Source organism: Pseudomonas sp. 2024-210, from assembly GCF_045062345.1.
Taxonomy (GTDB): Bacteria; Pseudomonadota; Gammaproteobacteria; order Pseudomonadales; family Pseudomonadaceae; genus Aquipseudomonas.
Genome location: NZ_JBJGEJ010000017.1, coordinates 90,140 through 106,322, shown reverse-complemented (window position 1 = coordinate 106,322; position 16,183 = coordinate 90,140). Strand labels below are relative to the sequence as shown.

The 16,183-nt window shown below is 57.3% G+C and carries 13 protein-coding genes and 1 pseudogene; 12 read left to right on the top strand and 2 right to left on the bottom strand.

Annotation, left to right across the window (positions count from 1 at the left end):
* A pseudogene (locus ACI7MX_RS19730) lies at window positions 1-203 on the top strand (hypothetical protein); the annotation flags it as partial.
* A gap of 293 nt (window positions 204-496) precedes the next feature.
* Here ACI7MX_RS19730 and ACI7MX_RS19725 read toward each other — a convergent pair.
* Together ACI7MX_RS19725 and ACI7MX_RS19720 are read right to left on the bottom strand one after the other, a co-directional pair.
* Window positions 497-1,990: a CoA-acylating methylmalonate-semialdehyde dehydrogenase gene (locus ACI7MX_RS19725; RefSeq protein WP_405590856.1), complete on the bottom strand. Its 1,494-nt coding sequence runs from the start codon at window positions 1,988-1,990 to the stop codon at window positions 497-499.
* 81 nt (window positions 1,991-2,071) lie between these two features.
* Complete coding sequence (locus ACI7MX_RS19720; RefSeq protein WP_314489497.1) at window positions 2,072-3,421, bottom strand: aspartate aminotransferase family protein; 1,350 nt, start codon at window positions 3,419-3,421, stop codon at window positions 2,072-2,074.
* A 123-nt stretch (window positions 3,422-3,544) separates the two neighbouring features.
* Between ACI7MX_RS19720 and ACI7MX_RS19715 the strand changes: the two genes are divergently transcribed.
* The 11 genes from ACI7MX_RS19715 (at window position 3,545) to ACI7MX_RS19665 (ending at window position 16,128) form a co-directional block, all read left to right on the top strand.
* The gene (locus ACI7MX_RS19715; protein WP_405590853.1) at window positions 3,545-4,465 is read left to right on the top strand and encodes a LysR family transcriptional regulator; all 921 of its coding nucleotides are present in this window, start codon (window positions 3,545-3,547) and stop codon (window positions 4,463-4,465) included.
* Window positions 4,466-4,641: 176 nt separating this feature from the next.
* Window positions 4,642-6,039 (top strand): uracil-xanthine permease family protein, encoded by a 1,398-nt coding sequence (locus ACI7MX_RS19710; RefSeq protein WP_405590850.1) that lies wholly within the window; start codon window positions 4,642-4,644, stop codon window positions 6,037-6,039.
* 87 nt (window positions 6,040-6,126) lie between these two features.
* Complete coding sequence (locus tag ACI7MX_RS19705) at window positions 6,127-6,783, top strand: TetR/AcrR family transcriptional regulator (RefSeq protein ID WP_314489505.1); 657 nt, start codon at window positions 6,127-6,129, stop codon at window positions 6,781-6,783.
* 7 nt (window positions 6,784-6,790) lie between these two features.
* Entirely contained in the window at window positions 6,791-7,378 is a 588-nt protein-coding gene (locus tag ACI7MX_RS19700) for an IMPACT family protein (protein ID WP_405590847.1), read from the top strand.
* A 549-nt stretch (window positions 7,379-7,927) separates the two neighbouring features.
* Complete coding sequence (locus ACI7MX_RS19695; protein ID WP_405590844.1) at window positions 7,928-9,493, top strand: ABC transporter ATP-binding protein; 1,566 nt, start codon at window positions 7,928-7,930, stop codon at window positions 9,491-9,493.
* A complete protein-coding gene (locus ACI7MX_RS19690; RefSeq protein ID WP_405590841.1) occupies window positions 9,477-10,580 on the top strand; it encodes an ABC transporter permease in 1,104 nt (367 codons plus the stop codon). Before ACI7MX_RS19695 ends, ACI7MX_RS19690 begins: the two co-directional genes overlap by 17 nt.
* Window positions 10,580-11,506, top strand: a complete 927-nt coding sequence (locus ACI7MX_RS19685; protein ID WP_314489516.1) for an ABC transporter permease — start codon at window positions 10,580-10,582, stop codon at window positions 11,504-11,506. Before ACI7MX_RS19690 ends, ACI7MX_RS19685 begins: the two co-directional genes overlap by 1 nt.
* Window positions 11,507-11,599: 93 nt before the next feature.
* Window positions 11,600-12,286 carry an SDR family oxidoreductase gene (locus ACI7MX_RS19680; protein ID WP_314489518.1) on the top strand — a complete coding sequence of 229 codons (687 nt, stop codon included), beginning with the start codon at window positions 11,600-11,602 and terminating at the stop codon, window positions 12,284-12,286.
* 100 nt (window positions 12,287-12,386) lie between these two features.
* Complete coding sequence (locus ACI7MX_RS19675) at window positions 12,387-13,745, top strand: 8-oxoguanine deaminase (RefSeq protein WP_405590836.1); 1,359 nt, start codon at window positions 12,387-12,389, stop codon at window positions 13,743-13,745.
* Window positions 13,746-14,025: 280 nt separating this feature from the next.
* On the top strand, window positions 14,026-15,108 hold the full coding sequence (locus tag ACI7MX_RS19670; RefSeq protein WP_314489524.1) for a BMP family ABC transporter substrate-binding protein: 1,083 nt from the start codon (window positions 14,026-14,028) through the stop codon (window positions 15,106-15,108).
* Window positions 15,109-15,162: 54 nt separating this feature from the next.
* On the top strand, window positions 15,163-16,128 hold the full coding sequence (locus ACI7MX_RS19665) for a 2-oxoglutarate and iron-dependent oxygenase domain-containing protein (protein ID WP_314489526.1): 966 nt from the start codon (window positions 15,163-15,165) through the stop codon (window positions 16,126-16,128).
* Window positions 16,129-16,183: the final 55 nt, after the last annotated feature.

The following is a 16,183-nucleotide window of genomic DNA, read 5'->3' as shown; positions in this document are numbered from 1 at the left end:
CTTTGATTTCTCGCGGAGTAACTTGTGATGCTGATAATCTTTTTGACTATCAGTCTGACCCCACAAGCACCCACACGAATTGCTTGATTCAATTGTTAAAGAGCGGTTGGTTAAGCTTTCGCTCAACCGAGGCGCGCATTCTACAGCAGCCTCTGTTGCTGTCAAGCGGTTATTTTAAGATGTTTTCAAAGTTTCCTCTGTAACATCAACCACTTGCGCTTTCGATCTCTCGTCAGCGGGAGGCGAATTCTACAGCGTTACACGCTGCTGTCAACACCTCATTTCCTGCTTCGATGACTTGAAGCTGACACCGCCGAAAACCGTACAACTCATTGAATATCAAGGAGTTTTCCGTTTCGACTGCGCCGGAAGTGGGGCGAATTATAGGCCGTTAGAATTCTGGGTCAAGCACTCATTTCACATTTCCGTCATATAGCCCAAAAGCAAAGGCCAGCCTATCGGCTGGCCTTTGCTTCAGACAGATGAAACGAAGTCCTTACAAGCTTGGAAACGCGAATTGAGATGCCTCATGAGTGGCACGCTGCGGCCAACGCTGAGTAATTGCTTTGCGGCGCGTATAAAAACGCACGCCGTCTGGCCCATAGGCATGCAAGTCACCAAACAGCGAGCGCTTCCAGCCACCAAAGCTGTGATAAGCCACAGGTACGGGCAATGGAACGTTTACACCCACCATGCCCACTTCAATTTCATCGCAGAACAAACGCGCCGCCTCACCGTCACGGGTAAAAATACAGGTGCCATTGCCGTATTCATGGTCATTGATCAACTGCATCGCCGCTTCAAGGCTATCCACCCGCACAATGCACAGCACCGGCCCAAAGATCTCTTCTTTATATATACGCATTTCAGGCGTCACACGATCAAACAGGCAGCCACCCAGGAAGAAGCCATCCTCGTGATCCTTGACACTTAAACCACGGCCATCAACCACGAGTTTGGCGCCAGCGGCCACACCGTCCTCCACATAACCACTGACCTTGTCACGCGCCTGCCCCGACACCAAAGGCCCCATGTCCAAACCGCACGAAGTGCCAGCCCCAATTTTCAGCGCTTTGATCTGTGGAACCAACTTGGCCACCAGTGCATCTGCCACTTGATCGCCTACACAGACGACAACCGAAATCGCCATGCAGCGCTCGCCACACGAACCATACGCGGCGCCCATCAATGCATTAACCGCGTTATCCAAATCTGCATCCGGCATCAGCACCGCATGGTTCTTCGCTCCGCCCAACGCCTGAACACGCTTGCCGCGCTTGGTCGCCTCGGCATAGATGTACTCAGCGATCGGCGTAGAGCCGACAAAACTCAATGCTTTGACTTCCGGCGCTTCAATCAGCGCATCCACAGCGGACTTGTCGCCATGCACGACGCTCATCACACCCTTGGGCAGCCCTGCCTCTTGCAGCAACTGAGCGATAAACAATGTCGAACTCGGATCGCGCTCCGACGGTTTAAGGATGAAACAGTTGCCGCACACAATCGCCAACGGGTACATCCACAACGGAACCATCGCCGGGAAGTTAAATGGCGTGATACCGGCCACTACACCCAACGGCTGAAAATCCGACCATGCATCAATGTTCGGGCCTACGTTACGGCTGTATTCACCCTTCAGAATTTCCGGCGCCGAACAGGCGTACTCGACATTCTCAATCCCACGCTTGAGCTCGCCCGCCGCATCTTCGAGCGTCTTCCCATGTTCTTCGCTGATCAACTGGGAGATACGGGCTTCGTTTTGCTCCAGCAATTGTTTGAACCGGAACATCACCTGAGCACGCTTGGCTGGAGGCGTATTGCGCCAGGCCGGGAACGCCGCCTTGGCAGCGTCAATCGCTTGTTGAATCGTCTCGCGACTGGCCAAGGGAACCTGATGAATCACTTTACCGGTCGACGGGTTATACACATCTGCAGTACGACCGGTATCGTTCAGCAACTCGCCATTGATCAAATGTTGAATGGTGCTCATGGATGCTCCAGAAAAGTTGTCCACAGGCGCGAACGCTGCGCGCCTGTGTAAAGGCAAAAGTATCGCTTCTATATAGAAGGATCAGTCGATCTGGTTCAGCGCCTCACCGACGGCATCGAACAAACGATCCAGGTCTTGCGCCTTGCTGTTGAATGTTGGTCCGAACTGGAGGGTGTCACCGCCAAAGCGCACATAAAAGCCGGCTTTCCACAGCTTCATCGCCGCATCGAACGGCCGCACAATCGCATCGCCATCACGCGGTGCAATTTGAATGGCACCCGCCAGACCATAGTTACGAATGTCGATGACGTTTTTCACGCCCTTGAGGCCATGCAGCGCATTCTCGAAATGCGGCGCTACATCAGCCACGCTCTGCACCAGGTTTTCTTTTTGCAGCAGATCCAGTGCAGCAATGCCTGCAGCACACGCCACCGGGTGAGCCGAGTAGGTGTAGCCGTGCGGGAACTCAACCGCGTACTCAGGCGTCGGCTGATTCATGAAGGTCTGGTAAATTTCGCTGGAGGCAATCACGGCCCCCATAGGAATGGCACCGTTGGTGACTTGTTTGGCAATACACATCAGGTCTGGCGTCACACCGAAGCTGTCAGCTCCGAACATCGAGCCCGTGCGACCAAACCCGGTAATCACCTCGTCAAACACTAACAGGATGTTGTGCTGGTCACAGATTTCACGCAGGCGCTTCAGGTAACCCTGTGGCGGCACCAGTACACCGGCAGAACCGGCCATTGGCTCGACAAACACTGCAGCAATGTTCGAGGCATCGTGCAGCTCGATCAACTTGAGTAGCTCGTCGGCTAATGCAATACCGCCCAGTTCAGGCATGCCGCGAGAAAACGCGTTGCTGGCCAACAGCGTGTGAGGCAGATGATCAACGTCCATCATTGCCTGACCAAACAACTTACGGTTGCCATTCACACCACCAAGGCTGGTACCGGCAATGTTCACTCCGTGATAGCCGCGAGCTCGACCAATCATTTTGGTTTTGGTCGCCTGGCCTTTCAAACGCCAGTAACCACGGACCATCTTCACAGCCGTGTCCGCACATTCAGACCCCGAATCAGTGAAGAACACGTGATTCAGATTGCCCGGTGTCAGCGCGGTAATCTTCTCGGCTAATTGAAAGGACAGCGGGTGTCCGTATTGGAACGCTGGAGAGTAGTCCAGTGTGCCCAGCTGCTTGGCCACTGCTTCCTGAATTTCCGTGCGGGTATGCCCTGCGCCGCATGTCCAGAGCCCTGACAATGAATCGTAAATTTGCCGACCTTTATCGTCCGTCAGGTAACTGCCTTTTGCGCCAACGATGAACCGCGGGTCACGATGGAAGTTACGGTTGGCGGTGTAAGGCATCCAGTGAGCATCCAGCTTCAATTGGCTGGTCACTGAGATTTCGGCATTTTCAAGCATGTTCATGAGCAAAACCTCGCAAAGCAGAAAGCGGCGTGGGATTGAAAGCGCTGTTGCAGCTAAATTGACACGGCTATAAAGTCAGTGAAATTCAACTTTTCTAACCTTTAGTTAGGTGGTTACTAAACTATGAGCAGTCGTCGTCCCGATGCACTGGCGCAAGTCAGCGACTTTGATATCCGATTGCTGCGCATCTTCCGCAGTGTTGTGGAGTGCGGCGGGTTTTCGGCTGCGGAGACGGTACTGGCAATAGGACGCTCGGCGATTAGCCAGCAAATGAGTGACCTTGAACAGCGCTTGGGTTTGCGTCTATGCCAGCGTGGGCGAGCCGGATTTTCCCTGACCGAAGAAGGTCGCGAGGTCTACCAGTCAGCGCTCCAGTTATTGGGCGCACTGGAAAGCTTTCGTACCGAGGTCAACGGGCTGCACCACCATTTGCGTGGTGAATTAACCATCGGGCTGACCGACAACCTCGTCACCCTCCCCCATATGCACATTACCCATGCCTTGGCGCAACTCAAGGAGCGGGGCCCAGACGTGCAAATTCATATCCGCATGATTGCTCCCAACGAAGTGGAGCAAGGCGTACTCGACGGACGTTTGCATGTAGGCGTTGTGCCTCAGGCCAGTGCACTGTCCGGCCTTGAATACCAACCGTTGTACAGCGAGCGCTCACTGCTGTATTGCGCCGTGGGCCATCCGCTGTTCTATGTCGACGACCACCTGCTGGAGGATGAGCGGCTCAATGCTCAGGATGCCATTGCCCCGACCTTTCGCCTGCAAGCCGAGATTCAGGCGCACTATCAAGCACTCAATTGCACGGCCAGTGCTTCTGATCGCGAAGGCATGGCTTTTTTGATTCTCACCGGCCGATTCATTGGCTACCTGCCAGACCACTATGCCCAATTCTGGGTGCAGCAAGGCCGGTTACGGGCGCTCAAACCTACACGGCGCTATTACGATTTGAGCCTGGCCTCCGTCACGCGCAAAGGCCGCCGCCCCCATTTGGTGCTGGAAAGCTTTCTGGAGAGTCTGGCCGCTACACGCTAGGGCGCCTACCGGATTAAAGACCTGACAAAGGCATCATCCCGCGCCTACAAAAATCTTTTAACGTTCTGATTTATAAAAAATTTGAGAGAAGGACCCAATAATTACTTGAGCACTTGGACAGCTTTTTGCAACGGCATGTTTATCCACCATGCACAGCTGAATGCAGAGAGCGTCCCATGCAGCCAGAATCATCTACGCCCAGTGAACTGATTTACGGCCTGAACGACCGTCCAAAACCACTCGCCGCGACCTTGGCAGCACTACAGCACGTACTGGCCGCATTCGTCGGCATCATTACCCCGCCTCTGGTGATCGGCTCTGCACTGGGGCTAATGGAACACTTGCCTTATCTGATCAGCATGGCATTGCTGGTGTCTGGTGTTGGCACCTTCATTCAGGCACGCCGACCTTTTGGCATTGGCGCCGGCATGATTTGCCTGCAAGGCACCAGCTTTGCCTTTCTTGGCGCCGTCCTGTCAGCCGGTTTCCTGGTCAAACAACGGGGCGGCAGCCCGGAAGATATTCTGGCGATGATTTTTGGCGTGTGCTTTTTCGGCGCACTGGTGCAAATCATCCTCAGCCGTTTTATTGGCCAGTTGCGCCGTGTTATCACACCGTTGGTGACGGGCATCGTGATCACGCTGATTGGCGTCAGCCTGATCAAGGTCGGCATCACGGATCTGGGGGGCGGTTTCAATGCACCGGACTTTGGCGCCCCCGCCAATCTGGCATTGGGTGGCTTTGTACTGTTGACCATCATCTTGCTCAACCGCTCCTCGACCCCTTGGATTCGCCTGTCGGCCATCATCATCGGTCTCGCCGTGGGCAGCGTGGTCGCCTGGTACAGCGGTCAACTCGCGCCCAAGGCCATTACCGGTCTGCCACTGATCAGCGCGCCAGTACCGTTCAAATTTGGTTTCAGTTTCGACTGGACAGCCTTTTTGCCCGTCGCCCTGATCTACGTAATCAGCACTATCGAAACCGTCGGCGACCTTACGGCCAACTGCATGCTGGCCCGTCAACCCATCAGCGGACCAAGTTATATCGCCAGGCTCAAAGGCGGTGTGCTGGGCGATGGTGTCAGTTGCATGATCGCCGTCACCTTCAGTGCTTTTCCCAACACCACGTTCGCCCAGAATAACGGTGTCATTCAGTTGACCGGCGTGGCCAGCCGCTATGTGGGCCTGTACATCGGCGCTATTTTGATCTGCCTTGGGCTATTTCCGGTGATTGGCGCGGTGTTGCAGCAAATTCCCAAGCCGGTGCTGGGTGGCGCTACGCTGGTCATGTTTGGCAGCGTCGCCGCCGCGGGCGTACGCATCCTCGCGCAAGCCCCACTGGATCGTCGCAATATGTTGATTATTGCCACCTCCTTTGGCGTCGGCCTGGGGATCGCCGCACAGCCCGGACTGCTGCATTTAATGCCTAAGCTGGTGCAAAACCTGTTCGACTCAGCGATTACCAGCGGCGGCCTTACTGCGCTGGTCATGTGCTTGCTCCTACCGGAGAAAAAACCCGAAACTGACATCACGCTTGAGCCTGCTACAACCCCCGCACTTGAGCCAAAAAGCTGAGTTGTTTATGGGCACAATGCTTGTTTCATTACGGTGGGTGCGCTATCAGTGCACAGATTGAGCCCACCGACCTGTCCGGAATTGCTTATGACCCTTGAAGTCCCTGCACACGCAGGTAAACCTGCCAGCCGCATTCGTCAAAAAAACGAAGAAACCATTCTCAAGGCCGCCGAAGACGAGTTCGCCCGCCATGGCTTCAAAGGCACCAGCATGAACACCATCGCGCAAAATGCCGGCCTGCCCAAAGCCAACCTGCACTACTACTTCACCAACAAACTCGGGCTTTATATTGCAGTGTTGAGCAATATCATTGAGCTCTGGGACAGCACCTTCAACACCCTTAAAGCACAGGACGATCCCGCCCAGGCACTGACCCGTTATATCCAGGCGAAAATGGAGTTTTCGCGCAGCCAGCCCAAGGCATCGCGTATCTTCGCGATGGAAATCATCAGTGGCGGCGAATGCCTAACCGAGTATTTCAACCAGGACTATCGCACTTGGTTCCTCGGTCGGGCGGCGGTTTTCCAGGCCTGGATCGATGCGGGAAAAATGGATGAGGTTGACCCCACCCACCTGATTTTCCTGCTTTGGGGCAGCACGCAGCACTATGCTGACTTCGCGACGCAAATCTGCCGAGTCACAGGCCGCTCACGTCTGACCAAGCAAGACATGGCGGATGCCAGCTACAATCTGACCCGCATCATTCTCAAGGGCTGCGGCCTGACACCCCCGTCATCACACTGAGTAACGCATGTCTTTTACGTTGGCCGGTCTCTGTGAATACCGAGAAGAAATTCGCAAAAGCCGCTTTATCACCTTCGCCGGCCCGATTAACTCTGCCGCCGAGGCGCAGGCCTTTATCGAGCAACATCGTGACCCGAATGCCTCGCACAACTGCTGGGCCTGGAAGTTGGCGGACCAATACCGCAGTCATGACGATGGCGAGCCCGGCGGCACCGCAGGACGGCCCATTCTGGCCGCCATCGAGGCCCAGGCCTTTGATCAAGTCGCAGTGTTGGTAATTCGCTGGTACGGCGGCATTCAGTTAGGCACGGGCGGCCTGGCGCGAGCCTATGGGGGAGGCGCCAACAAGTGCCTGCAAAATGCCGAACACGTGCCCTTGATCAAGCGCACTGAGTTGAGCTGTGAATGCATGTTCAGTGAGCTGGCCTTGTTGAAAGTACGCCTGCATGACATGGGTGGCCTGATACTCAATGAAACCTTCAACGCCAATGGTGTCACGCTGGTCATGGCAGTCGCCGAACCGCAAATAGGCGTCTTGCAACAGCAGCTTGCAGACTTGAGTCGCGGGCGCATCACTTTGCACCGCCGCCCTTGAATTCAGTGACCCACTGTTGAATGCCATAGCCCGGCAGAATTGAATCCGCTCTAGAATCTTTACCCCCAACCACTGTGCACCGGACTGTGGATAACCTGAGCACACACGGCTACAGGCCATACAGACCGTGGCTTGGCTATCAACGATCAAAAAACGATCAATTTACTCAATCGATACTCCTTTTCGATGTAAAACAGCGGCTTGCCTGCGTATATCGCCAGTTGGAACAAAGCCATACGGCCGTTATGCAGGGTTTTTACGCTTGCTCACAGTTCCTGTGGAACAACCTGTGGATAACCCGTGCAAGAGCCCCCGAAATGCATATGCGGCAGGACTTGTACGAGGTTGTACGTTTTTTGATCAGACAGCAGGTACCAAATAAGCGCCCAAAGGCTGATCAACGCCCTGAAACAGTGCCACGCGCCTGTGCATAAATGACCTAGCGGGTTATTCAGTCCTGCAGAACACCCCACCCACCTCATTTCCTGACCTATTGGCCAAGAAATTGCTTTAGCCCTGACAGCACACCTCTGATCAATCGAGCCTGTCATGTCCAATCCTGCCCGCTTGCAACTACGCCGTATCAGCAAACGCTACCCCGGCTGTCTGGCCAATGACGCCATTGACCTGAGCATTCAGCCCGGCGAAATCCACGCCCTGCTAGGGGAGAATGGTGCAGGCAAAAGCACTCTGATGAAGATCATTTATGGCGTGACCCAAGCCGATTCTGGCGACGTCATCTGGCAGGGCCAACCCCTGACGATTCGCAACCCGGCTCAAGCACGCAGCTTGGGTATTGGCATGGTCTTCCAACACTTTTCGCTGTTTGAAACCCTGAGCGTGGCGCAAAACATTGCGCTGGCCTTGGGTGCCAGCGCAGGCGCGCCGAAACAGCTGGCATCGCGTATTCGTGAAGTCAGCGAACGTTACGGTATGACGCTGGAGCCTGAGCGCCTGGTGCACAGCCTGTCGATTGGCGAACGCCAGCGAGTTGAAATTATTCGCTGTCTGATGCAAGACATTCGTCTGCTGATTCTCGATGAACCGACCTCAGTGCTCACGCCACAGGAAGCCGATGAGCTCTTTGTAACGTTGCGCCGATTGGCTCGCGAGGGGTGCAGCATTCTGTTTATCAGCCACAAACTCAATGAAGTACGGGCGCTCTGCCACAGTGCCACCGTACTGCGCGGTGGCAAGGTGGCAGGGCACTGCATTCCGGGCAACTGCTCGGACAGGCAATTGGCACAGATGATGGTCGGTGAGGCTGCCAACCTGATCGACCCGTACCCGAAGGCCCAAGGCACCTCAGATTTTTTGCAGGTAGACGCACTGTCCTGGCACAACCCGGACCCTTTTGGCTGCGCGCTGCACACTATCAACCTGAAGGTGCGCAGCGGCGAAATCGTTGGCATCGCAGGTGTGGCGGGCAACGGACAGGATGAGTTGCTGGCCCTGCTCTGTGGCGAAGTGCGCCTGCCCGCCAGCCAAGGCCGGCGCATTCGCATCGACCAGCAGCCTGTCGCCCATTTACGGCCCGATGCCCGACGGAAAAAAGGCATGGCGTTTGTGCCCGCCGAGCGCCTGGGCCATGGCGCGGTGCCCGAAATGAGTCTGGCTGACAACGCGTTGCTAACCGCCTTTCAACAAGGTCTGGTGAGCCGCGGGTTAATTCGCCATGAGCGAGTCAAGGCATTGGCCGAGTCGATCATTCAGCGATTTGGTGTAAAGACGCCCAACAGCGACGCTCAGGCCCGAAGTCTGTCTGGCGGTAACTTGCAGAAATTTATCCTGGGCCGGGAAATCCTTCAGCATCCTAAATTGCTGATTGCCGCCCACCCCACGTGGGGCGTCGATGTCGGCGCGGCCGCGACCATTCACCGTGCCCTGATTGCCCTGCGTGATGCCGGCGCGGCGATTCTGGTGATTTCTGAAGACCTGGATGAGCTATTTCAGATCAGTGATCGCCTCGGGGCACTGTGCAGCGGCCGGTTATCCCCGCTCAAGGACACGGCCCACACCCAACTGGTGGAAGTCGGCGGTTGGATGGCCGGCCAGTTCGACACGCCTGCCACCCCCTCTTTTGCTCACGGAGCGTGCGATGTTGCTATCCCTTGAACCCCGCGGCCAACAATCGCGCGCCATGTTGTGGTGCTCGCCCCTGCTCGCGGCCCTGCTGACACTGGGGTGCGGCTCACTGCTGTTTATCGCCTTGGGACACGACCCGTTACTGACCCTGCACACGCTGTTGATCGCCCCGGTCAGCGATCTCTATGGCGTGAGCGAACTGATGATCAAGACGTTGCCCATCTTGCTTTGTGCCCTCGGATTGGCGGTGGCGTATCAAGCGCGCATCTGGAACATCGGGGCCGAGGGGCAATTGCTGCTCGGCGCACTGGCCGGCAGTGCGCTGGCCGTCAATGTGATCGATCTGGACAGTCGCTGGGCGCTGGTGCTGATCCTGCTCTGCGGCACGCTGGCCGGTGCCGCGTGGGGTGGGCTGACGGCGTGGCTGCGTACGCACTTCAATGCCAATGAAATTCTCACCAGCATCATGCTCAATTACATCGCCCTGAACCTGCTGCTGTATTGCGTCCACGGCCCCCTCAAAGACCCGGCGGGCTACAACTTCCCTGAATCGGCGATGTTTGGTGATGCCAGCCGATTGCCTCTGCTTACCGAAGACGGCCGCGTGCACGCCGGGGTGTATTTCGCCTTGCTGGCGTTGGTCGCAGTATGGGTGCTGCTGCAAAAAAGCTTTGTCGGGTTTCAGATCAAAGTGCTGGGGTTGGACAAACGCGCTGCAGGGTTTGTCGGCTTTCGCGAGAAACGCCTGATCTGGCTAGCGCTGTTAATCAGCGGAGGCCTGGCCGGTTTGGCGGGGGTATGCGAAGTCACCGGCCCACTGGGGCAACTGGTGCCGCAGGTTTCACCGGGGTACGGCTACGCGGCGATTACCGTGGCCTTTCTGGGGCGCTTGAACCCGCTCGGCATTCTGTTTGCCAGCGTGTTGATGGCCTTGCTGTATCTGGGCGGAGAACAAGCGCAGATGACCCTCAACCTGCCCCTGGCAATCACACAACTCTTTCAGGGCATGATGCTGTTCTTCCTGCTGGCCTGTGACGTGCTGATTCTTTATCGCCCGCGTCTCACGCTGCGCTGGAGCCGTCGTAGTCCAGTCATTGCAACGATGGGAGCGCTTTGATGGACATGGATCTGCTGAGCAATATTTTCTACGCCATGGTGCGCTGCGGTACACCGCTGTTGCTGGTGGCGATGGGCGAACTGATCTGCGAAAAAAGCGGCGTTCTCAATCTTGGGCAGGAAGGCATGATGCTGTTCGGCGCCGTGATCGGTTTTATTGTCGCGTTGAGCACCGGCAATCTGTGGCTCGGTGTCTTACTGGCGATGCTGGCGGGCATGCTGCTCAGCGCGCTGTTTGCGCTAGTGGCCCTGGTGTTTAACGCCAATCAGGTGGCCACCGGGTTGGCTCTGACCATCTTCGGTGTCGGCCTGTCGAGTTTTGTCGGGGCTGCATGGGTGGGCAAACCGCTGGCCGGTTTTGACCCGCTGGCTATTCCGCTGTTGAGCGATATCCCTCTGATCGGTCGCATGCTGTTTGCGCAGGACGCGCTGGTTTACCTGTCCTTTGCGCTGTTTGCACTGGTGGCGTGGGTCGTCCTCAAAAGCCGCGTCGGGCTGATTATTCAGGCCGTCGGCGAAAATCCGAACGCCGCCAATGCGATGGGCCTGCCCGTGTTAGGGGTGCGCACCCTCGCGGTGTTATTTGGCGGAGCAATGGCCGGGCTGGCTGGTGCCTATCTGTCATTAGCCTACACACCGATGTGGGCCGAAAACATGACCGCCGGGCGCGGCTGGATTGCGCTGGCACTGGTGGTATTTGCCAGTTGGCGGATAGGGCGTCTGTTGCTGGGCGCTTACTTGTTTGGCCTCGCCAGCATCCTGCATCTGGTTGCACAGGGGCTGGGGCTGGCGATTCCTTCTAACCTGCTGGCAATGCTGCCCTATGTCGCCACGATTGTGGTGCTGGTGCTGCTGTCACGCGATGCGCTGCGGACACGGTTATATGCCCCGGTTTCACTGGGCCAACCCTGGCAAGCAGGGCACTGATTGATAGACCGAGCCTGTATCAGGGCTGGCGTTACGCCAGCCTCTGGGGCACAGTTTCTTACAGGGATCTTCTCTATTCAAAGGAGCTTATGCATGTCCGCAGTAAAACGAGCACTGATTATCGGCGCTTCCCGAGGCTTGGGCCTCGGGCTTGTGCAGCGCCTGAAAGAAGATGGCTGGGCGGTCATCGCAACCGTGCGCGACACCGGCAAGGCAGACGCGCTGCGTGCTGTGACAGGCGTACAGGTCGAACAACTGGACATGGATGACGCCCAGTCCGTAGAGGCGCTGCACACACGTCTGCACGATCAGGTCTTCGACTTGCTGTTCGTCAACGCAGGCGTCAAAGGACCGGACAACCAGATTCCCGGTGCCGCCCCCGCGCAAGAAGTTGCCCAACTGTTTCTGACCAACAGCGTAGCGCCCATCAGCCTGGCACAACGCTTCACCCACAACCTGCGCCCCGACACTGGCGTGCTGGCGTTCATGAGCTCCGGCCTTGGCAGCATCAGCAGCCCGGACGCGCCTGAATTGACGCTGTACAAGGCCAGCAAAGCGGCACTCAACTCGCTGACCAACACCTACGTCAGCCAATTAGGCGAGCGAAAACTGACCGTTTTATCTCTGCATCCGGGTTGGGTCAAAACCGATATGGGCGGCGAGGATGCGCAGATTGATGTCGCCACCAGCACCCGTGGCCTGGTTGATGTCATCAATGCCTACACCGGCAAAGGAGGCCATTACTTCCTCGATTACCAAGGCGATACGATCGCATGGTGATAGCCGCGATGCCATAACACACACCGCATCACTCCTGGATCAGCAGACAGGACAACACTGAGCTGGCAAACCTGAACTCAACTTTCAGAGGAGCCGGCCCGTGCCTGCGACCCGTATCTGGTTAAAAAACCCCTTGGCCGTATTCACCGCCAACACCCTTGATGCCCGTGGCGGCCTCGTGCTCGAAGGCGAACGTATCGTTGAGTTGCTCGGTGTCGGGCAACACCCTGCCCAGCCGTGCGATCACGTTTTCGATGCCCGCGAACATGTGCTGCTACCCGGGCTGATCAACACTCATCATCACTTTTATCAAACCCTCACCCGCGCTTGGGGCCCGGTCGTTAACCAGCCCCTGTTCCCCTGGCTGCAAACGCTCTATCCCGTGTGGGCACGCCTCACACCCGAAAAACTGGCATTGGCCAGTAAAGTTGCGCTGACCGAACTGCTTCTATCCGGCTGCACCACGGCAGCTGATCATCATTATTTATTCCCGGACGGTCTGGAAAACGCCATTGATATTCAGGTCGCGTGCGTGCGCGAGCTGGGCATGCGCGCCATGCTGACCCGTGGTTCGATGAGTTTGGGCGAGGCCGACGGTGGCCTGCCACCTCAACAAACAGTGCAGCAGGGCGAAGTGATTCTGGCCGACAGTCAGCGCTTGATAGAGACCTACCATGAGCGTGGTGACGGCGCGCACATCCAGATTGCCTTGGCGCCCTGCTCGCCCTTTTCAGTCACCCCGCAGATCATGAGCGCCAGCGCTGATTTGGCCGAGCGGCTGGATGTACGCCTGCACACCCACTTGGCCGAAACCCTCGATGAAGAAGCGTTCTGCCTGCAACGCTTTGGCCTGCGCACGGTGGATTATCTGGACAGCGTTGGCTGGCTTGGCCCAAGTACCTGGCTGGCCCACGGCATTCACTTTAACCCTGAAGAAATCGCCCGTCTGGGTGCCGCCCAGACCGGTATCAGCCATTGCCCCAGCTCCAACATGCGGCTGGCTTCGGGCATTTGTCCGACACTGGAACTGCTCGCCAGTGGTGCCCCGATCGGACTGGGCGTTGACGGCTCAGCCTCCAATGACGCATCGAACATGATCCTCGAAACGCGGCAGGCGTTGTATTTGCAGCGCTTGCGCTACGGGGCCGAAAAAATAACCCCCGAGCTCGTGCTGGGCTGGGCCACTCGCGGCTCGGCGAGCCTGCTGGGGCGCACCGACATCGGCGAACTGGCGGTCGGCAAACAAGCTGATCTGGCGCTGTTCAAACTCGACGAATTGCGCTTTTCCGGCAGCCATGACCCTGTCGCCGCCCTGTTGCTGTGCGGTGCGGATCGCGCAGACCGGGTCATGATCGGCGGCAAGTGGCACGTCATCGACGGCCAAGTGGAAGGGCTGGACGTACAAGGCCTGATTGCTGACCACCGACAAGCCGCCCATACCTTGATCAATGGCCTCTGACCGCGCACCAGCGGCAAGCACAGGTCATGAGTCACGCACCGGCTTGGCTCTTTGCCAGCATGGGTCAAGCCCACGTATTGATCCGACAGTAGCACTCAAACGCGCTACCTCGCGTTTGTTGTCTTGTTGGTCAATTTTTTGCATTGGGCTGTGTAATCTCTGACGAGGCACAAGGCTGCGATGCGGACCCAGGGACCACCGCCGGGGGTCGCTTCGCAACCCATCGCAGCCTCTTGCCTCGTCCGCGGCTACACAACCAACAAGACGGAACTCGCTCCCCATGCATAAACGTCCATTGAAAACGCTGCTCTGTGTGCTTGCCACAGCCATTGGCCTGAGCGTTAGCCTTTCGGCCAGCGCCGCCGACCCGCTGAAAGTCGGCTTCGTGTATATCGGCCCGATCGGCGACCACGGCTGGACTTATCAGCATGAGCAGGGCCGTCAGGCGCTGACCCACCAATTGGGCGACAAGATCACCACGAGCTATGTCGAAAACGTCCCTGAAGGCGCCGACGCCGAGCGTGTCATTCGCAATATGGCCAAAGATAAGTACGACCTGATTTTCACCACCTCCTTCGGCTACATGAACCCGACGCTGAAAGTGGCCAAGCAATTCCCCAAGACCACCTTTGAACACGCCACCGGCTACAAGCAAGACAAGAACATGGGCACCTACCTGGCGCGCACCTATGAAGGTCGCTACGTGGCAGGCTATCTCGCAGCCAAGATGACCAAGAGCAAGAAAGTCGGCTATGTGGCGTCATTCCCCATCCCGGAAGTGATCCGCGACATCAACGCCATTCAACTGGCCTTGAATAAATACAACCCCGGCACCGAGATCAAAGTGGTGTGGGTCAACTCCTGGTTTGATCCGGGCAAAGAAGCGGATGCCGCCAACGCCCTGATCGACCAGGGCGTCGATGTGGTATTCCAGCATACCGACAGCCCTGCCCCCATTCAGGCAGCCGAACGTCGTGGCGTATACGCCGTGGGTTATGCCTCGGACATGGGGCACTTTGGGCCCAAAGCCGTACTCACCTCGATCGTCAACAACTGGGGGCCGCATTACATTCAGGCCACACAAGGCGTGATCGACGGCACCTGGAAATCTCAGGACTACTGGGGCGGCCTGAAGGAAGGCACGGTGCAATTGCCGATCAGCGATTTAGTCCCGGCGGACACCAAGGCCGAAGCCGAAAAAATAATCGCCAGCATTGAAAACGGCGAATTCCACCCGTTTACCGGCCCTATCAAGGACCAGGCGGGCGTTGAAAAAATCGCTGCCGGTGTCACCGCCAGCAACGCCGAACTGGCGTCGATGAATTACTACGTCGAAGGCATGAAAGCCGACCTGCCGAAGTAAACCCTCTGCGGGCACAGACTGAGCTGTGTGCCCGCACCTTACCGGAGCACCCGCATGAATCGGCTTCCCATTATCGACATCAGCCCGCTGTATCAGGATGCTGCCGCTGGCTGGCACAGCGTGGCCCGACAGATTGACCAAGCCTGCCGTGAATGGGGCTTTTTCTATATCAAGGGCCACCCGATCGGCCCCGAACGAATTGAGCACCTACTCAGCATCGCCAAAACGTTCTTCGCCCTGCCGGACGAGGAAAAACTGCGCATCGATATTACGCAGACTCGCCATCACCGCGGTTACGGCGCTGTCGCCACCGAACAGCTCGACCCCGACCGTCCCAGCGACCTGAAAGAAACTTTCGACATGGGCCTGCACCTGCCCGACGAACACCCGCACGTCCTGGCCGAAAAACCCTTGCGCGGGCCCAACCGCCACCCCGACCTGCCCGGTTGGCAACACCTGATGGAAACCCATTACGCCGACATGCAGGCGCTGGCGCAGACTCTGCTGCGGGCCATGACGCTGGCGCTGGACATAAATCGCGATTTCTTTGACCAGCGCTTTGAAGAACCCGTCAGCGTGCTGCGCATCATCCATTACCCGCCCCGCGAAACGGCCAGTAGCCATGAGCAACAAGGTGCGGGCGCCCATACCGACTACGGCTGCGTCACCCTGTTGTATCAAGATGCCGCGGGTGGTCTGCAAGTGCGCAATGTTCAGGGCGAATGGATCGACGCACCGCCCATTGACGGCACCTTCGTGGTCAACCTCGGCGACATGATGGCGCGCTGGAGCAATGACCGGTATGTCTCGACGCCACATCGGGTCATCAGCCCGCTAGGGGTGCACCGCTACTCCATGCCGTTCTTTGCCGAGCCGCACCCCGACACTGCGATTGAATGCCTGCCCGGCTGTCAGGACGCCCAGCACCCGGCCAAATACCCGCCCACTACCTGCGCCGAATTTCTGCTGTCACGCTTCGCCGACACTTATGCATACCGGCGTGAACAGCACATACCATGATCCAGTTGGTCAGGTTTTATGTAACTCGCGGTTACGCGGCTGTAGAATGGCGGGT